17 protein-coding genes are annotated in these 16,673 nt (G+C 66.8%); 8 read left to right on the forward strand and 9 right to left on the reverse strand.

Annotated elements, in window-relative coordinates; translation table 11 throughout:
* Positions 1–19: 19 nt before the first annotated feature.
* The 8 genes from folP (at position 20) to Q664_RS40055 (ending at position 7,140) form a co-directional block, all read left to right on the forward strand.
* A complete protein-coding gene (gene folP, locus Q664_RS40020) occupies positions 20–1,270 on the forward strand; it encodes a dihydropteroate synthase (protein ID WP_075207649.1) in 1,251 nt (416 codons plus the stop codon).
* 192 nt (positions 1,271–1,462) lie between these two features.
* Positions 1,463–2,857, forward strand: a complete 1,395-nt coding sequence (glmM, locus tag Q664_RS40025) for a phosphoglucosamine mutase (RefSeq protein WP_043408642.1) — start codon at positions 1,463–1,465, stop codon at positions 2,855–2,857.
* A gap of 84 nt (positions 2,858–2,941) precedes the next feature.
* Positions 2,942–3,667 carry a pyridoxine 5'-phosphate synthase gene (locus Q664_RS40030; RefSeq protein ID WP_043408644.1) on the forward strand — a complete coding sequence of 242 codons (726 nt, stop codon included), beginning with the start codon at positions 2,942–2,944 and terminating at the stop codon, positions 3,665–3,667.
* A 6-nt stretch (positions 3,668–3,673) separates the two neighbouring features.
* On the forward strand, positions 3,674–4,051 hold the full coding sequence (acpS, locus tag Q664_RS40035; RefSeq protein WP_043408646.1) for a holo-ACP synthase: 378 nt from the start codon (positions 3,674–3,676) through the stop codon (positions 4,049–4,051).
* Positions 4,052–4,054: 3 nt separating this feature from the next.
* Positions 4,055–5,587: a bifunctional ADP-dependent NAD(P)H-hydrate dehydratase/NAD(P)H-hydrate epimerase gene (locus Q664_RS40040; protein WP_043408648.1), complete on the forward strand. Its 1,533-nt coding sequence runs from the start codon at positions 4,055–4,057 to the stop codon at positions 5,585–5,587.
* Positions 5,584–6,069 carry a tRNA (adenosine(37)-N6)-threonylcarbamoyltransferase complex ATPase subunit type 1 TsaE gene (gene tsaE, locus Q664_RS40045; RefSeq protein WP_043408650.1) on the forward strand — a complete coding sequence of 162 codons (486 nt, stop codon included), beginning with the start codon at positions 5,584–5,586 and terminating at the stop codon, positions 6,067–6,069. The genes Q664_RS40040 and tsaE overlap by 4 nt, the downstream gene beginning before the upstream one ends.
* A gap of 107 nt (positions 6,070–6,176) precedes the next feature.
* Complete coding sequence (locus Q664_RS40050) at positions 6,177–6,602, forward strand: hypothetical protein (RefSeq protein ID WP_043408652.1); 426 nt, start codon at positions 6,177–6,179, stop codon at positions 6,600–6,602.
* 310 nt (positions 6,603–6,912) lie between these two features.
* Entirely contained in the window at positions 6,913–7,140 is a 228-nt protein-coding gene (locus Q664_RS40055) for a hypothetical protein (RefSeq protein WP_043408654.1), read from the forward strand.
* Between the two features lie 46 nt (positions 7,141–7,186).
* On the opposite strand, the gene Q664_RS40060 is transcribed toward Q664_RS40055, so the two are convergent.
* The 9 genes from Q664_RS40060 to Q664_RS40095 form a co-directional block, all read right to left on the reverse strand.
* Entirely contained in the window at positions 7,187–8,350 is a 1,164-nt protein-coding gene (locus tag Q664_RS40060; protein ID WP_043408657.1) for a hypothetical protein, read from the reverse strand.
* A gap of 82 nt (positions 8,351–8,432) precedes the next feature.
* Positions 8,433–9,272, reverse strand: a complete 840-nt coding sequence (locus tag Q664_RS40065; protein WP_043408660.1) for a class II glutamine amidotransferase — start codon at positions 9,270–9,272, stop codon at positions 8,433–8,435.
* A gap of 71 nt (positions 9,273–9,343) precedes the next feature.
* Positions 9,344–10,609 (reverse strand): imidazolonepropionase, encoded by a 1,266-nt coding sequence (hutI, locus tag Q664_RS40070; RefSeq protein WP_043408664.1) that lies wholly within the window; start codon positions 10,607–10,609, stop codon positions 9,344–9,346.
* 8 nt (positions 10,610–10,617) lie between these two features.
* Entirely contained in the window at positions 10,618–12,273 is a 1,656-nt protein-coding gene (hutU, locus tag Q664_RS40075; protein WP_043408667.1) for a urocanate hydratase, read from the reverse strand.
* A gap of 128 nt (positions 12,274–12,401) precedes the next feature.
* On the reverse strand, positions 12,402–12,800 hold the full coding sequence (locus Q664_RS40080) for a hypothetical protein (protein WP_043408670.1): 399 nt from the start codon (positions 12,798–12,800) through the stop codon (positions 12,402–12,404).
* Positions 12,797–13,303: a hypothetical protein gene (locus Q664_RS40085; RefSeq protein ID WP_043408673.1), complete on the reverse strand. Its 507-nt coding sequence runs from the start codon at positions 13,301–13,303 to the stop codon at positions 12,797–12,799. Before Q664_RS40085 ends, Q664_RS40080 begins: the two co-directional genes overlap by 4 nt.
* Positions 13,304–13,817: 514 nt before the next feature.
* The gene (locus tag Q664_RS56935; RefSeq protein WP_084610740.1) at positions 13,818–15,674 is read right to left on the reverse strand and encodes an AIPR family protein; all 1,857 of its coding nucleotides are present in this window, start codon (positions 15,672–15,674) and stop codon (positions 13,818–13,820) included.
* Positions 15,671–16,048 carry a hypothetical protein gene (locus Q664_RS40090; protein WP_043408676.1) on the reverse strand — a complete coding sequence of 126 codons (378 nt, stop codon included), beginning with the start codon at positions 16,046–16,048 and terminating at the stop codon, positions 15,671–15,673. Before Q664_RS40090 ends, Q664_RS56935 begins: the two co-directional genes overlap by 4 nt.
* On the reverse strand, positions 16,045–16,650 hold the full coding sequence (locus tag Q664_RS40095; RefSeq protein WP_043408679.1) for a hypothetical protein: 606 nt from the start codon (positions 16,648–16,650) through the stop codon (positions 16,045–16,047). The genes Q664_RS40090 and Q664_RS40095 overlap by 4 nt, the downstream gene beginning before the upstream one ends.
* Between the last annotated feature and the right edge of the window lie 23 nt (positions 16,651–16,673).

Consider the following 16,673-nt stretch of genomic DNA (forward strand, 5'->3'; position numbering starts at 1 on the left):
CCTCCTGAATCGACCCGCCATGATTCGTGCCCGCCCCGTCCGCGTCGACCGCCCCGCCGACCTCGAGCCCGCCTTCCTGCGCATGGGGCTGCCCACGTCCGCCCGCGAGTACCTGCTGGAGAAGCTGCCCGCGCTGCACGTGCTGCTCACCGGCCTGGAGCGCGAGCAGGGCCGCTTCCTCGCCGGCCTCTTCTCCGCCTCCGAGGCTCCCGGGCGCGAGGAGTACCCCGGTTGGGTGGCGGGGGATCTGCGCGTACGGCCCGGCACGGGGCTGCTCTCCGGACGCAAGGAGCAGTTCGAGCGCGTGGTGGCCGCGGCGAAGGAGCGCCCGGAGCTGGCGGAACTGGCCGCGGCGCTGACGCGTGTGCTGGAGGCCTCGGCTCCTCCGGCCCCGCTGGTGCTGGGCTCGCGGACCTTCACCTTCGGAGCGCGCACCTACGTCATGGGCGTGGTGAACGTGACGCCGGACAGCTTCTCGGATGGTGGGCGGTACTTCGGTACCGAAGCCGCCGTGGCCCACGGGCTGCGGCTGGCCGAGGCGGGGGCGGATGTGCTGGATGTGGGCGGGGAGTCCACCCGGCCCGGCTCGCCGCCCGTGTCCGTCGAGGAGGAGGTGGCCCGTATCGTCCCCGTGCTCGAGGTGCTGCGGGCCCGCACGGACGTGCCCCTGTCCGTGGACACCACCAAGGCGGCCGTGGCCCGCGAGGCGCTGAAGGCCGGCGCGGTGCTCGTCAACGACATCAGCGGTTTCCATTTCGACCCCGAGCTGCCCCGCGTGACGGCCGAGGCGGGCGCGGCCTGTTGCCTCATGCACATCCAGGGCACGCCCCAGACGATGCAGAAGGACCCGCACTACGAGGACGTGGTGGACGAGGTGCTGGCCTACCTGGAGGAGGGCGTGGAGCGGGCCGTGGCGGCCGGCGTGCCGCGCGAACGTGTGCTGGTGGACCCGGGCATCGGCTTCGGCAAGACACTCGGGCACAACCTCTACCTGCTGCGGCGGCTGGACGAGCTGCGCGTGCTGGGACTGCCGCTGCTGCTGGGCACCAGCCGCAAGTCCTTCCTCGGGAAGCTCACGGGGGGCAAGCCGGCGGACGAGCGCCTGGCCGCGACGCTGGGCTCGGTGGCGGCCATGGCGGCGGCGGGGAACGCGGACTTCGTGCGCGTGCACGACGTGGCCGAGGTGAAGGACGCCCTCGCCGTGGCGGATGCCCTGCGGACGGCCCTCGACGGTGGCACCCTCTACCAGCCGGGAAAGGTGGGCGGGTGAAGGAGATTCTCCCTCAGGGAGGATGTATGAACCGGCCCGACCCACCACGGGGTGGGGCGGCCTGATTGCCAGCAAGCTTGTCCAGGGGGCTTCTACTCCCTAGCTTCGGGCGCTGTGGAGGGCGGGGTATAAGCCCTCGGCGTTGGCGGTCCGGCCTCATGGACGGCACAGGGAAAGGTGGAGCGGCACACTATGGCCTACAGGATGAACATGCCCCCCAAGGAAGAGCGGGCCTCGCAGCGGCTTTTCGGCACGGACGGTGTCCGCGGCGTCGCCAACGTCTACCCGATGACGGCGGAAGTCGCGATGCAGCTGGGTCGTGCGCTCGCGCACCTCATCCGCAACGGGCCCCACCGGCACCGCGTCATCATCGGCAAGGACACCCGGTTGTCCGGCTACATGCTGGAGCAGGCCCTCGCGGCCGGCCTCACGTCCATGGGCGTGGACGTGGACCTGGTGGGTCCGCTGCCCACCCCGGGCATCGCCAACCTCACCACCTCGATGCGCGCGGACGCGGGCGCCGTCATCTCCGCCTCCCACAACCCGTACCAGGACAACGGCATCAAGTTCTTCTGGCGCGATGGCTTCAAGCTGCCGGACGAGACGGAGGCGAAGATTGAAGAGCTGGTGGCCAGCGGTGCCATCGACTCCATCCGCCCCACCGCGACCAAGATTGGCCGGGCCTTCCGCCTGGAGGACGCGCGCGGCCGCTACATCGTCTTCCTCAAGACGTGCTTCCCCCGCGAGCTGACCCTGGAGGGGATGACCATCGTCGTCGACTGCGCCAACGGCGCCGCCTACAAGACGGCCCCCGCGGTGCTCGAGGAGCTGGGCGCCAAGGTGATTGCCCTGGGCGTGCAGCCGGACGGCAAGAACATCAACCACAAGTGCGGCGCCCTCCACCCGGAGAACCTGTCGCGCGCCGTGGTGAAGCACGGGGCCCACCTGGGCATCGCCCTGGACGGCGACGCGGACCGCCTCATCGTCGTGGACGAGAAGGGCAACGTGGTGGATGGCGACGCCATCATGGCCATCTGCACCGGCGAGCTCGTCACCCGCAAGGAGCTCAAGAAGAAGACGCTCGTCTCCACGGTGATGAGCAACATCGGCCTGGAGCGGGCGGTGTCGCGCTGGGGCGTGAAGGTGGTCCGCACCAAGGTGGGGGACCGCTACGTCGTCGAGGAGATGCGCAAGAACGGCTACAACATCGGTGGCGAGCAGAGCGGCCACCTCATCTTCTCGGACCACACCACCACGGGCGATGGCACCCTGGCCGCGCTCCAGCTCCTGGCCGTCATGTGCCGCCAGCAGAAGCCGGTGAGCGAGCTGGCCTCCATCTTCGAGCCCGTGCCGCAGACGCTCGTCAACGTGGTGGTCAAGCAGAAGCGCGAGCTGGGCGAGTTGCCCACCGTGATGAAGGCCATCCAGGACGTGGAGAAGAAGCTGGGCAAGGACGGCCGGGTGCTGGTGCGCTTCTCCGGCACCGAGCCCAAGGCCCGCGTCCTCATCGAGGGCATCGACGCCACGCGCAACGAGCAGTATGCCCGGGAGATCGCCGAGGCGCTCTCCAAGGCGCTGAACGGTTGACTTCCGGTCTCGGGCCGCCAATAGAAGGGCGCGCACGGGCCGGAACGGACCAGGTTCCGGCCTGAAGCGCGAGGAGCGGCCGAGATGGGACAGCGATTGGGTGTGAATGTGGACCACGTGGCCACGCTGCGTCAGGCGCGGCGGACCACGTATCCGGATCCGGTGACGGCGGCGGCCATGGCCGAGCTGGCCGGAGCCGGGCAGATCACCATCCACCTGCGCGAGGACCGGCGCCACATCCAGGAGCGCGACTTGCGCATCCTCCGGGAGACGGTCCAGACGCTGCTCAACCTGGAGATGGCCGCCACCCAGGAGATGGTGAAGATCGCCTACGAGCACAAGCCGGACGTGGTGACCCTGGTGCCCGAGCGGCGCGAGGAGCTCACCACCGAGGGCGGGCTCGACGTGGCCGGCCAGCGCGACCCCATCGCCAAAATCATCAAGAACCTCAAGGACGGGGAGATCACCGTCTCGCTGTTCATCGACCCGGACCTGGACCAGGTGCGCGCGTCGCACAAGGTGAACGCGGACCGGATCGAGCTGCACACCGGGCGCTACTGCGAGGCGCGCAACGAGCGCGAGCGGGCGCGGGAGTTGAGCCGGATCGTCGACGCGGCCAAGGCGGCGGCGCGGCTGGGCATGAGCGTGGCCGCGGGCCACGGGCTCAACTACGACAACGTGCTGCCCATCGCGCGCATCCAGGAGATCGACGAGCTGAACATCGGTCATTCCCTCGTCGCCCGGGCGGTGCTGGTGGGCTTCGAGCGGGCGGTGCGGGAGATGGTCGAGCTGATGCGCAACCCGGGATAGGGCGCCATGGCAATCCTCGGCCTGGGGATGGACATCTGCTCGGTGGAGCGCATCCAGCGGATTCTGGATGGGCCGCGCGCCGAGCGTTTCCTCGAGCGCGTGTACACGAAGGCCGAGCGGGCCCTGTGCGGTGCGCGGGCGGATGCCGCGAGCGCCTACGCGGCCCGCTTCGCGGCCAAGGAGGCCCTGGTGAAGGCGCTCGGTGCCCCGCCGGGCCTCACCTGGCAGGACATGGAAGTGGTGCGCGAGGGCGGCCCGCCCCGGTTCCGCCTTTCGGGGGTGGCGCTCGCGGAGATGGAGAAGCGGCGCGCGGAGGCCCTCCTCGCGCTCACCCATGACGCCGGAGTCGCCGCCGCGACGGTGATTCTGCAAGACAGGAGCTGAGCCATGCGCCGTGTCCTCACCGCCGCCCGGATGCGCGCGGCCGACCAGTCCGCTGAAGCCCGTTTCAGCATGCCCTCGCCGCTGCTGATGGAGAACGCCGGCCGGTGGCTGGCGGACGCGGCGCGCGAGCTGGGTACCACCGCCTCGCGGTACGTGGTGGTGTGCGGGCCCGGCAACAACGGCGGGGATGGGCTGGTGGCGGCGCGCTTCCTCCACATCTCCGGCCTGCGCGTGACGGTGGTGCTGGTGGGAGACCGGGCGAAGCTGACGCCCGAGTCCCAGCGCAACCTGCACGCGTTGGAGCCGTACGGGCTCCATCAGCCCCAGCCGCTCGGCAAGGTGGAGGCGAGGGCGGGGGACGTGGTGGTGGATGCGCTCTTCGGCACGGGGCTCACCCGGGCCCCGGCCGGGGAGTTCGCCGAGGCCATCCAGCACATGCTCCGCTGGCGCGCGGCCGGAGCGAAGGTGGTGGCCGCGGACATCCCCTCGGGGCTGCACACGGACACCGGAGAGCCCTTCACCCCCTGCGTGGAGGCGGACGTCACCGTCACCTTCGGCTTCTACAAGCAGGGACAGGTGCTGGAGCCCGGCGCCACCCTGTGCGGTGACCTGCGGTGCGTGGACATCGGCATTCCTCCCGAGGCCGCCACTCCCCAGGAGGGCCGGGAACTGTTCCTCGTCGAGGAGGCGGATGCGCGAGGGGCCATCGCTCCGCGCCGCTCGGACACGCACAAGGGAAGTTACGGGCACGTGCTGGTGGTGGCCGGCAGCCACGGAAAGTCCGGCGCGGCGGCCATGTCCGCCCTGGGTGCGCTGCGCGGTGGCGCGGGGCTCGTCACCGTAGCCACCCGCTCCGAGGTGGTGGAGCCGGTGCTCGGACACGCGCCCGAGGTCATGGGCTGGCCCCTGGAGAACCGTGGGCCGCTCGGCATGGCGGACCTGGAGCCCCTGCTGGAGGCGGCGGAGAAGAAGGACGTGCTCGTCATCGGCCCGGGCATCCCCCGCGGCGACGAGACGGTGAAGCTGCTGGGCGAGCTGCTCTCCCGCGTGGATGTGCCCGCCGTGCTGGACGCGGACGCGCTCAACGCCGTCGCCACCGACCTGGAGGTGCTCCGCCGGGCGAAGGGGCCGCTGGTGCTCACCCCGCACCCGGGGGAGATGTCTCGCCTCACCGGTGTGCCCACGAAGGACCTGCAGAAGGCCCGGGTGGAGGTGTCCCGGGACTTCGCGCGCACCCACGAGGTGACACTGGTCCTCAAGGGCGCGCGGACGCTCATCGCGCACCACGATGGCACCGTGTACGTCAACCCCACGGGGAACCCCGGCATGGCCACCGGGGGCATGGGTGACGTGCTGAGCGGTGTGCTGGGCGCGCTGCTGGCGCAGGGCCTGAAGCTTCCCGAGGCCGCGTGGACGGGCGTGTACGCGCACGGGTTGTCGGCGGACCTGATGGTGGCCCGGCGCGGGCGGATGGGGCTGATCGCCACGGACGTGGCCAAGGGGATGTGCAACGTGTGGACGAGGTGGAACCGATGAGCACGCCCACCCTGAGCCGCACGGTGCTGTCGAGCTCGCCCGAGGAAACGCACCGCCTGGGCCTGAAGCTCGGGCAGGTGCTCCAGCCGGGAGACTTCGTGGGGCTGGTGGGCGACCTGGGCGCGGGCAAGACGCACCTGGTGCGCGGCGTGGCCGAGGGCGCGGGAGTCTCCCGCTCGGAGGTGGCGAGCCCCACCTTCGCCATCGTCTACCCGTACCGGGGCCGGCTGCCGCTGTACCACGCGGACCTCTACCGGCTGGCCGACTACGACGAGCTGTACGCCACGGGCTTCCTGGATCTGGTGGGCGGGGACGGGGCGGTGCTGGTCGAGTGGCTGGACAGGATTCCCCAAGCCGCGCCCCGCGAGTTCCTGCGCATCACCCTCCGGGACGCGGGCGAGGACTCCCGCGAGCTGGTGGCCGAGGCCTGGGGTCCCCGGCCCGCGGAGCTGCTGAAGGCCTGGCTGCCCACGAATCGCTGAGTGGAGAACATCGTAAGGCCCCCTCTCCCCCTGGGAGAGGGCTGGGGTGAGGGTCGTCCCCCCGCTCGCAGTCCCCCCAGGGTCCCTCCGGGTCTATCCTGGGCCCCATGAACCTCTCCCACACCGTGAAGTGGTTCCTGCTCGTCCCTCTCATCAGCGTGGTGCTCGCGGGGTGTGGCGCCTTCGAGCCACCGCCTCCGTCCTATCCCCACGCCACCGTCACCTTCGACGTGACGGTCCCCGCGGACACCCCGTCCAACGTGGTCGTCACCGTGGTGGGCTCGAATCCGTCGCTCGGAGGCGGTGCGGCTCCGGGATTCCATCTGCGCCGTCAGGAGTCGCACTACACGGGCTCGGTGCGCCTCCCGGTGGGCGAGGAGATCTCCTTCGAGCTCTGGGTGGACGAAGCGTGGCGCCCCGAGCTCTCCGCGGAGGGCGCACCGGTGCCTCGCCACTCCTTCCAGGTGGAGGGGGACATGACGGTGACCGCGACCGTGGAGCGCTGGGGCGAGCCCGGTCTGGGGCCTCGGTGAAGTTCCTCTTCCCGCGGCGTCGAGGCCGCTCCTGGACGCGCAGTCTCTGTCGTCCGGGAGATCTCCACCTGGAGCGTGGGTAGACCTGGGAATCGCGACAAAGCCCGCAGACGCGGATTGTCCGTCATCCCTCGGGGGTATAAAAGCCGCGCTGCCCGATCAGGCGGGCCTCGAACGTGGAGGCAAGGTCGATGAAGCTTCTTGGACGCATCGCGGGAGTGTTGTGCTGGGCGGCGCTGGTGGGCTGTGGCGTAGAGGAGCCGGTCACCGAGTACGTGGAGGACACGGGCACGCAGCAGCTCCCGGTCACGTGCCCGCAGCTGGTGCCCCCGGGCCCGGCTTCTGCGAGTTCGGCACGATCGTTCCGGTCTACGACGGCAAGTGCATCGTCTCGTACCGCTGTGAGACGCAGACGGCCGACATCGCCCCTGGCACGTGCCCGGAGCTGGTGCCCCCGGGCCCCGGCTTCTGCGAGTTCGGCACGATCGTGCCGGTCTACGACAGCAACAAGTGCATCGTGTCGTACCGCTGCATCTGATGCACCCGGCGGCACCCGCCCATCGTTGTGATGGGCGGGCCACCGCTCAGTAGACGGCGAGCCCCACCGACCACGAGCTGATGAAGTCGCGGGTGTTCGGGGTGGCGGTGGGCAGCCAGTCCTGGGTCCAGCGGAAGGTGAGCCCCAGGCGCGTGGCGATCTCGAACTCGGCGAGCGCGCCGAAGGCGACATAGGGCCGCGCGCCACTCGTGGTGGGCAGGCCCCCGCCCGCCGAGGCGGACCACGACTGCCCACCGCCGACGAAGGGGCCCAGGTGCAGGCGCCACAGGTTGATGGGGTACCACTGGGCCTCCAGGCCGAGGCGCACGTTGTAGAAGCTGCCGCCGTTGAAGTCTCCGGTCTGCAGGCGGGTGTCGGTGAGCAGACCGAACTGCTTCACGGGGTAGTAGCCGAGTGCGAAGCGGAAACCGAGGCTTCGCGGGTTCTGGCCGCCGGGCAACGCGAGCCGATCGTCGCCGGCGCCGAACTGGTACGAGAAGCCCTTGCGATTGAGCGGCGCGGCCCCGCGCAGCCACATGCCAGCGCCCTCGCGGCCCGACAGCGTGGCCCGCTCGACATCCCTCAAGTGCTCGGGGGTGAGCTCATCGAGCCGGACGGTGCTCTGGCCTCCGTGGCGGTGCCAGAGGTGCACCGGGTGCTGCGGATGCACGGCGACCGAGCCCTCGTAGCGGGCACCCTCGGTGGCGGCGAGCGCGATGCCGACCACGACACCCACGGCGATGACCACCACGATGGCCTCGCCCACGTTGCCGATGTTTCCAGAGCCTCCGCCTCCTCCGGACGAGCTGTTCCCGACCGAGCCGCCGCTGGACACGCCTCCGGAGACGGGCGACGCATCGTGGACGGAGGACCGCGTGTAGACGGGCGGATCGTAATAGGGGGTGCCGAAGTCGATGTAGAAGTCGGGGATCCAATAGCCATGCAGGCCCATCGAATATCCCGGTGGCGGCGGCCCCTCCTGGGGGGGATACCAGGGCCCGGCCGGCTCCGGCTCCGAGTCCGTGGTGAACTGCTGCACGGCATACACGTTCTGGCCGCGCGTCTGCGGAGGCTCGCGCACGAGCCGCTCCAACTCCGTGCGCTGAACCTCGTAGTAGTGGCCGAGGCACCCGCTCGTCAGCACCGCGATGAGGGTGGTGAGTGCCTGCAGCCGCAGATGGACCGGAATCGGGATACGTCTCGTGCTCATGCGCCGCTCCTACCGGGTGCTCCGGATCATGCCGGAGCCAGCATAGGACGGACGAACTCGCGATTCATTCAACTCCGGATAATCAGGGCGTCCGGGAGCACAGGTCCTGCACCTTCCAGCGGTGCAGCACGAGGCCATTGTCCACGCCGACGATGTTCTCCTCGTCGATGACGTGCCAGTGGTCCTCGCCCGAGAGCTGCTCGCTGGCGAGCACGAACTGCTCCAGCTGGGTGCCCGGCTGGGGCGCCCCCACGTGCGCGCGGTGCGGACGCCTGCCCGTCTCGGGCGCCGTGTCCGACAGGAAGAGCGTGCGGTTGCGCCGCGTGGCCACCATCACGTCCCCGTTCGTCACCAGGAAGTTCATCGACGAGCGCGTCTCTCCCGGCTCGTCGGTGATGGCGGACACCAGCCCCATCGTCTCCGCCAGCGCGCAGGCCACCTTCTCCACGCACGAGGGCCCCTCCAGCGACTGCTGCTTCGCCAGCCGCGTGAGGAAGAGATAGAAGCAGCGCTCGGAGTCCGTGGCGCCCTGGATGTGCGCGAGCAGATCCGGGCGGATGAGCGACTCCACCTCCGCCTGGTGCCGCGCGAAGTTCCTCAGCGTGCCGTTGTGCACGAAGCACCAGCGGCCGTGGAGGAAGGGGTGCGCGTTGCGCTTCTCCACCTTGCCCACCGAGGCCAGGCGCAGGTGCGCGACGACCGTCCGGGAGGACACCCGGCTGCTCACCCGCTCGAAGTCAGGGTCGCAGTACGCCGGTCCCAGCCCGTGCGCGACGAGCGGGTGGGTGCCTTCTTCGTAGGAGGCAATCCCCCAGCCATCCTTGTGCTCCCTCGACTGCTGCACGAGGGAGTTCTTCTCCGTCACGAGGGAAGGATGGACAGCCACGGGGACGGTAGAGCGAAAGCCAAAGAGACGGCACATGGTCTTCTTGTTTGATGATAACGGCCGGCCCTGGCGGGAAGTCCCGCCATGCCACTCCTGTCCGCTGGGTGTCACGAACAGAGGGCTCGCTCGTTTTCTATCACCACATGGCCATCTTTAATGACAATCCGCGCGTGATTGATTCCCAGGTGATAGGGCAGGTGGCGGTAGTTTGAACACGAAAAGACGACAAGGTTCGCCGGATCGCCCACGGTAATCCTGCCGTATGTGTTCAAACCAAGTGCCAGGGCCGCTCCTCGGGTGGCGGCCCAGTAGGCCTCGGCGGCGGTCAGCCCGTTCTCCAGGCAGGCGAGCCCCAGGGTGAGGGGAAGGTTCTCGCTCATGGCGGAGCCGGGGTTGAGGTTGGTGCCGAGCGCCACGTTGACGCCCGCGTCGCGCAGCTTGCGCCCGGGGGCGTAGGGCCGCACGCGCAGGAAGAGGGTGGAGGTGGGCACGAGGACGGCGGTGACGCCGGCCTGGGCGAGGGCTCGGATGCCCGCTTCGCTCACGTTCTCCAGGTGGTCCGCGGTGGCGGCGCCCAGCTCGGCCGCCAGCTCGGCGCCTCCGCTCGAGGTGAGCTGATCCACGTGCAGCCGGGGCTTCAGTCCCAGCTTCTGGGCGGCCCCGAGAATCCGCCGGGCTTCCGCGTGGGAGAAGGCGCCCTGCTCGACGAAGACGTCGCAGAAGCGCGCCAGCCCCTGCTCGGCCACGGCGGGGATGATCTCCTTGATGCAGAGATCCATGTAGGCCTCGCGCCACTCCCGGTACTCCTCGGGGACGGCGTGGGCGCACATGAGCGTGGGGATCAGCTCCAGGGGCTGGAGCGTGGAGAGCCGCTGCACCGCCTTGAGCATCTTCAGCTCGTCCTGGAGGGACAGGCCGTAGCCGCTCTTCACCTCGGCGGTGGTGATGCCGTACTCCAGCATGAGCTGGAGGCGGGGCAGGGCGAGCCGGATGAGATCCTCCTCGCTGGCGAAGCGGGTGGCGCGCACGGTGTTGGCGATGCCGCCGCCGGCCTGGGCGATCTGCAGGTAGGTGGCGCCCTGGCAGCGCAGATCGAACTCCGTGGCGCGCTCACCGGCGAAGACGGCATGGGTGTGGGGATCCACGAAGCCGGGGCCCACGAACTGGCCGTGGGCATCCAGCACCCGGGTGGAGGGGCCCACGGCGCCCTTGGGCAGACTGCCCTCGGGGCCCACGTACCAGACCTTCCCCCGGCGCACGCCGACACAGGCGTTGGGCTGGGGGGTGAGGGCGCGCTCGGCGGGCTCCTGGTGGGAGCCCTCCACGGTGAGCACCTCGGAGGTGTTGCGGATCAGCAGCTCCAGGGTTTCCATGCGTCACGTCACTCGGTGATGCCGGGGATGCGGACTCCGCGCTCGTGGGCGACCTGGACGGCCTCCGGGTAGCCGGCGTCGGCGTGGCGCAGCACGCCCATGGCGGGATCCGAGGTGAGCACGCGCTCGATGCGGCGGGCGGCCTCGGGGGTGCCGTCGGCCACGATCACCTGGCCGGCGTGCAGCGAGTAGCCCATGCCCACGCCGCCGCCGTGGTGGAAGGACACCCAGGAGGCGCCGTTCACCGCGTTCACCAGGGCATTGAGGATGGGCCAGTCGGCCACGGCATCCGTGCCGTCCTTCATGGACTCCGTCTCGCGGTTGGGCGAGGCCACCGAGCCGCAGTCCAGGTGATCGCGCCCGATGACGATGGGGGCCTTCACCTCGCCCTTGCGGACCATCTCGTTGAAGCGCAGGCCGGCCTTGGCCCGCTCGCCGTAGCCCAGCCAGCAGATGCGCGCGGGCAGGCCCTGGAAGGCGATGCGCTCACGCGCGAGGGTGAGCCAGCGGCGCAGCGACGCCTTCTCGGGGAAGAGCTCCAGCACGGCCTCGTCGGTGCGGCGGATGTCCTCGGGGTCTCCCGAGAGCGCCACCCAGCGGAAGGGCCCCAGGCCCTCGCAGAACATGGGGCGGATGTAGGCGGGGACGAAGCCGGGGAAGTCGAAGGCGTTCTCCAGGCCGGCGAGCTGGGCCTGGGCGCGGATGTTGTTGCCGTAGTCGAAGACGTGGCTGCCGGCCTTCGCGAAGTCCAGCATGGCCTCCACCTGCATGGACATGGACTGGCGGGCCTTCTCGACGTAGGCCTTCGGGTCGCGCTTGCGCAGCTCGGCGGCGGACTCGAGGGTCATGTCCGCGGGGATGTAGCCGTTGAGCGGATCATGCGCGCTCGTCTGATCGGTGACGAGATCCGGCTTGATGCCGCGGCGGTACAGCTCGCGGAACACCTGGGCCGCGTTGCCGATGATGCCGATGGAGCGGCCCACGCGCTTCTTCTGGGCCTCCTTGGCGAGGGAGATGGCCTCGTCGAGGTCCTTGGCGATGACGTCGAGGTAGCGGGTCTCCACGCGGCGCTGGGCGCGGGTGGGGTCGATCTCCACGCCGAGGAAGACGGCGTTGTTCATGGTGGCGGCGAGGGGCTGGGCGCCGCCCATGCCGCCGAGGCCGCCGGAGAGGACGAGCCGGCCGGAGAGGTCATCGGAGCCGAAGTGGACGCGGCCGGCCTGGGCGAAGGTCTCGTAGGTGCCCTGGAGGATGCCCTGGGTGCCGATGTAGATCCACGAGCCGGCGGTCATCTGGCCGTACATCATGAGGCCCTTCTTCTCGAGCTCGAAGAAGTGGTCCCAGTTGGCCCAGCGGCCCACGAGGTTGGAGTTGGCGATGAGGACGCGGGGGGCGTCCGGGTGGGTGCGGAGGATGCCCACGGGCTTGCCGGACTGGACGAGGAGGGTCTCCTCGTCGGTGAGGCGGCGCAGGCCATCGACGATGCGGTCGAACGAGGCCCAGTCGCGGGCCGCCTTGCCGATGCCGCCGTAGACGACCAGGTCCTCGGGGCGCTCGGCCACGTCGGGGTCCAGGTTGTTCATCAGCATGCGGAGGGCGGCTTCCTGGACCCAGCCCTTGCAGGACAGGGCGGTTCCGCGGGGGGCTCGAATGGTACGGGACATGTGTTTCCTCGGGGATTTCGCCGCGCCGACACTACCCGAAGCCGGGGGGTGATGTGCGTCCGAGTTGCGGGGTTTCCGCTACAGAAGACGGAATGCCCGTCATCAGCGGGACAGTGGTCCGCGAGCGGTCATCCCGGGCCCTGAGATTCGGGGGTCTTGCGCCGCAGGGCGACGAACTCCGCGGCGAAGTCGAGGAACTTGAGGGCCGCCCGCTCGTGATCCCCATCGCAGTCGCGGAGGTACTTCACGTGCCAGCCCTCGAGAGGCAACTCATGCTTCACCTCGTCGAGCCACTCCAGGAACTCCTCCCACTCCTGCTCCTGCCCACCGTTGAATTGGGTGTTGGAGGCCCAGCCGAGGATGAACGAGAAGAGGGATTCCACCGTGTCGAATCCCGTCGCGAACCAGAGGCCTCGCTTCATGAGGATCTGCTTGCGGGCGTAGAGCAATGCATCCATGAGCCCGACCCGGCGCCCACGCCATTCCTCGGGAATGGGTTCCTCCTTGACGATTCGTTTACCGGTCATAGGGTCTGCACCACCTCTTCCGCGATCGTGCTTCCTGGAGATGTATTGAGCCGGGCCATGTACTCACGGAAGGGCAGGCCGGCCGGGCCCGTGTAGGCATCGATGACCTTATCCCCGAGCCGGATCGCCACGTGGTACCCCCGTGTCGAGAGCTGATGCGTCCTGAGCAGCACGCCGTTTGAAATCTCGTCGAAGCCCATCACCATCGCTCGGCCGCGGATCGTGAAGCGCAGGAACTCCGGGTTCTGTCCGAGCCGGGTCAATCCTTCGTGGATGATCCTCGCGACCTTCTCGCACTCGCCCGCCTTCCGGTTGGCCACGGCGAAGGCGTTCTGGAACGCCACCAGCCAGCCCGGTACCCGGCCGATGTTCTCGAGCAGGAGGTACTGGTCGACGACGCAGTTGAGGTCTCCCATGAGCAGGCAGGCCTTGAGCCGGGCCCGGATCGACTCGTCTCCAGGCAGGGGCGGGCTGCCGAGCACGAGAGAGGGGAGGGCGGTCATCGCCGTTGGGGCGGAGGCCAGTCCCGAAAAAGGTGACAGACAGAGGAGCATGCGCAGGGCGGTAGTGACTCTGCCTCTTGCACATATCGAGGTTTTCATGGGAGTGGCGCCGTAGGCTTCAGACAGGGCTGCGTGTCTGGCTCGCTTGCATAGAGATGCCGATCCCAGGGAGTAGATGAGCCGTAGCTCTCTTGGCCATATTCATTCAGTTGGGCACGAGGCAGTGTAATGACGGCGGGGCAGAGTTGCTCGATTACTTCCATCGATGTCTCGGGACCGAAGGAGCGCCTCCCATGGTCCACGCCCCATACTTGACCGTCACTTCTGAATCCGAAATCCATGGACCGCATGCCTCGGGACGAAACTCCACTGGCGTAGGCGGATACCGAGTCGCCCATCAGGGATGGGTCGATGGGGAGTTCATGATAGGGGCGCCTTCGGACGGGCATGGTTGAATCGTTGAACTGTATGGTTATCTCCGCTGAGAGGCCTATGCGAAACAAATCGGTTGTGGTTATGTGGGCTGAGAGGTATTGATTTCCTCGTCGAGGTTTGCGAACGTCGCAAAGGGATCGATGTTCCCTCGCAATCGAAGCGACCTTTCTGCAGCCGAATAGCTCTCGCGGAGAGTCTCGGCCCTTGAATCGGGCGCACTGAGTAGGTGTTCTTTGAGTGCGGTTTGGATTCCCGACCGATGATTTCCCAGTTCCTTGCGGAGTTCTTCGCGAAAGTCGGCCGCCTTCTTGCCTAGCCGTTCCTGTCCGAATCTGAGAACGAAGTCGTGTTTGTTGCTCTTTGCGAGGTGCCTTACCAGGAGTGCAATGGCGTGATAGCCAACTCGAGAGGGGCTAGGGCCATTGCCTATCTTCTCCAAGCGAAGATCTCTCTTGAGGACAAGAAAGATCATGTCATGCGTATTTTGCAGAAACGTGAGGAATATGGTTGATGCAGTGGTCCTGTTGTTGAACACCTTGTGGTAGGTGCCGTCGTGCTCGAAGATGTCGTTGGGATGGAGGGCGTATGACAGGCCTTCCTCTCCCTGGGCTGCGGCAATCGAGCGTGCGAGTTCTACGATGTGGATGGCGAGATCGTTTGAATTTTCGTAATCCTCAATCAGAGTTTCGGGGTTGGAATCTAGGATGTGTGCAAAGGATCCTTCTTGCCGCTCATAAAATATTTTGCGGCTACGGAATCTTCGCTCCAATTCTAGCTGGAGTGGGTTGTTGGCGCGGAGTGCCGCTGGGGGTATTGCGTTTTGGCGGTTGTTATTGATTGTGATTGTTTGAACTAGGTTTTCGTCGCGGGTAGTGGTGATGCGAAGAGGGATTGTGACCTGTGCCCACTTGTCTTGTTGAAGCTTGTCCTTGATCTTGGGATCCATTGAAAAAAGATAGGCTGTCTTGATTGTTTGGCAGCCGTTCAGGACGTATGGGTCTTGGATTTCGATGCGGTTGCCATTTTTCCGTATGGCGCGAGCGAAGACTGTTACTCCATTGTGGAAAAAGGCGAAAAGCCCAGGGTCGATTGTCCCCTTGATGCACATTTGGGCCAAGGTTTCGCGTATCTTGGCGGATGGGCCTCGTTCCGTGTTCTTGGCGTTTTTGATGAAATAGCGGACGTTCTTCGAAAATAGAGTATCCCGTCGCAATGAGTACATTGCGACGAGTTCCGCGAGTTTGGCGATTCCGTACAACATCTGGGCTTCAGTGTTGTTGTGGTGAGCAGTCGTTTCCGCCACTGTTAGTTCCAGTGGGACCCAGGGAGGCGGGATTTTTGTGTCAATGTCCCCAAAATCCATTTTGTCTGGGCCTATATGGCCGAGATTGAAGGTGTAATCTGGTAACTCCTCTTCTATCTGATCTCCCAGTTCGCTGCGTGAATGGTTGGTTTCATTGGATGCGATTTCATGGTCTTCTTGGCAGAGATGAAGGACCATGAAGTCTAGAATCAGGGACTTTCGTTCCTCGGGTGATAGTAGATTGAGGTCGCGCCGCAGATTGACTATGATTTTGTTCTCTTTGCTCTCGTCTGACTCTAGGCCGTCGAGCAACCGGCGCAGTCTGGCAGGGAGCTTTTTGAGGTCTCGAAAGCCCTTCTTGACCTCGGAAATGCTTCCGCTGTATTTGGCCTGAAGGAGAAAAAGCCGTACACGACCGTCTTGGCGCAAGATGTGATAGGCGTCCAGCCCGAAGTCGTAACCTTTTGTGTCTCCATCAATGGCTGGATCTGAGCACTGGGTGAGGGCTTGTGTCTCCGGCAGGAAATACTTGCGATGCAGGTACCAAGCGGGGAAACAGTCCTCGGTGGCGGCGCTGTATGCCGTCTTGATTTGGAATGCTTCTACTTCTTCGCGAATTTTACTGCTTTTCATGTCTGCCTCCTCTGATTGATGAATTCCTGGGCGAAGTCGAGGAACTTCAGGGCGGCCCGCTCATGATCCCCGCCACAATCGCGGAGGTACTTCACGTGCCAGCCCTCGTAGGGCATCTCGTGCTTCACTTCGTCGAGCCAGTCCAAGAAGTCTCGCCACTCCTGGTCCTTGCCACCGTTGAACTGGGTGTTGGAGCCCCACCCGATGGTGAAGGACAAGAGCGAGTCGATGGTGTCTCCTCCTGTGACGCACCAGAGCCCTCGCCCCTCCAGGAGTTGCTTCCGGGCATAGAGCAGCGCGTCCATGAGCCCGACTTTGCGACCGCGCCACTCCTCGGGTAGGGGCTCCACCTTCCCAACCTTCTTCTCACTCATGGACCTTGCACCACCTCGTAAAGGATCTGGCTCGTGGACGAGATTCTGAGCCGGTTCATGTATTCGGTCGGAGGAAGACCGGCCAACCCCGTGTAGGCGTCGATGATGTTGTCCCCAAGTTTCACGGCGAGATGCCTCCCCGTGGTCGCAAGTTGATGGTTCTTGACCAGAACGCCTTTGGACATCTCATCGAAGCTCAGCAGCTTCACATCTCCGTCAACCCTGATGCGCAGGAACTGCGGCTTTTGTCCGAGCCGGGTCAATCCTTCGTAGATGTTCCTCGCGACCTTCTCGCACTCGCCCGCCTTCCGGTTGGCCACGGCGAAGGCGTTCTGGAACGCCACCAGCCAGCCCGGTACCCGGCCGATGTTCTCGAGCAGGAGGTACTGGTCGACGACGCAGTTGAGGTCTCCCATGAGCAGGCAGGCCTTGAGCCGGGCCCGGATCGACTCGTCTCCAGGCAGGGGCGGGCTGCCGAGCACCAGCGAGGGCAGGAGGGTCGTCGCCGCTGGGGATGATGCCAGTCCCCGCGTCGGCAGCAGGCAGAGGAGCATGAGCAGGGCAGTGAGCACTCCACCTCTGACCGCGAGCGAGGTCTTCATACGGAACCCCAGGATAACCCACG

The sequence above is a fragment of the Archangium violaceum Cb vi76 genome (assembly GCF_000733295.1).
Lineage (GTDB): Bacteria > Myxococcota > Myxococcia > Myxococcales > Myxococcaceae > Archangium > Archangium violaceum.

Coding starts and splice junctions, on each gene's coding strand:
- Q664_RS40085 (WP_043408673.1), bottom strand. CDS start 13,303: ATGACCGCCCTCCCCTCTCTCGTGCTCGGCAGCCCGCCCCTGCCTGGA.
- Q664_RS40080 (WP_043408670.1), bottom strand. CDS start 12,800: ATGACCGGTAAACGAATCGTCAAGGAGGAACCCATTCCCGAGGAATGG.
- Q664_RS40095 (WP_043408679.1), bottom strand. CDS start 16,650: ATGAAGACCTCGCTCGCGGTCAGAGGTGGAGTGCTCACTGCCCTGCTC.
- tsaE (WP_043408650.1), top strand. CDS start 5,584: ATGAGCACGCCCACCCTGAGCCGCACGGTGCTGTCGAGCTCGCCCGAG.
- folP (WP_075207649.1), top strand. CDS start 20: ATGATTCGTGCCCGCCCCGTCCGCGTCGACCGCCCCGCCGACCTCGAG.
- Q664_RS40060 (WP_043408657.1), bottom strand. CDS start 8,350: ATGAGCACGAGACGTATCCCGATTCCGGTCCATCTGCGGCTGCAGGCA.
- Q664_RS40090 (WP_043408676.1), bottom strand. CDS start 16,048: ATGAGTGAGAAGAAGGTTGGGAAGGTGGAGCCCCTACCCGAGGAGTGG.
- Q664_RS40030 (WP_043408644.1), top strand. CDS start 2,942: ATGGGACAGCGATTGGGTGTGAATGTGGACCACGTGGCCACGCTGCGT.
- hutU (WP_043408667.1), bottom strand. CDS start 12,273: ATGTCCCGTACCATTCGAGCCCCCCGCGGAACCGCCCTGTCCTGCAAG.
- acpS (WP_043408646.1), top strand. CDS start 3,674: ATGGCAATCCTCGGCCTGGGGATGGACATCTGCTCGGTGGAGCGCATC.
- glmM (WP_043408642.1), top strand. CDS start 1,463: ATGGCCTACAGGATGAACATGCCCCCCAAGGAAGAGCGGGCCTCGCAG.
- Q664_RS56935 (WP_084610740.1), bottom strand. CDS start 15,674: ATGAAAAGCAGTAAAATTCGCGAAGAAGTAGAAGCATTCCAAATCAAG.
- hutI (WP_043408664.1), bottom strand. CDS start 10,609: ATGGAAACCCTGGAGCTGCTGATCCGCAACACCTCCGAGGTGCTCACC.
- Q664_RS40050 (WP_043408652.1), top strand. CDS start 6,177: ATGAACCTCTCCCACACCGTGAAGTGGTTCCTGCTCGTCCCTCTCATC.
- Q664_RS40065 (WP_043408660.1), bottom strand. CDS start 9,272: ATGTGCCGTCTCTTTGGCTTTCGCTCTACCGTCCCCGTGGCTGTCCAT.
- Q664_RS40040 (WP_043408648.1), top strand. CDS start 4,055: ATGCGCCGTGTCCTCACCGCCGCCCGGATGCGCGCGGCCGACCAGTCC.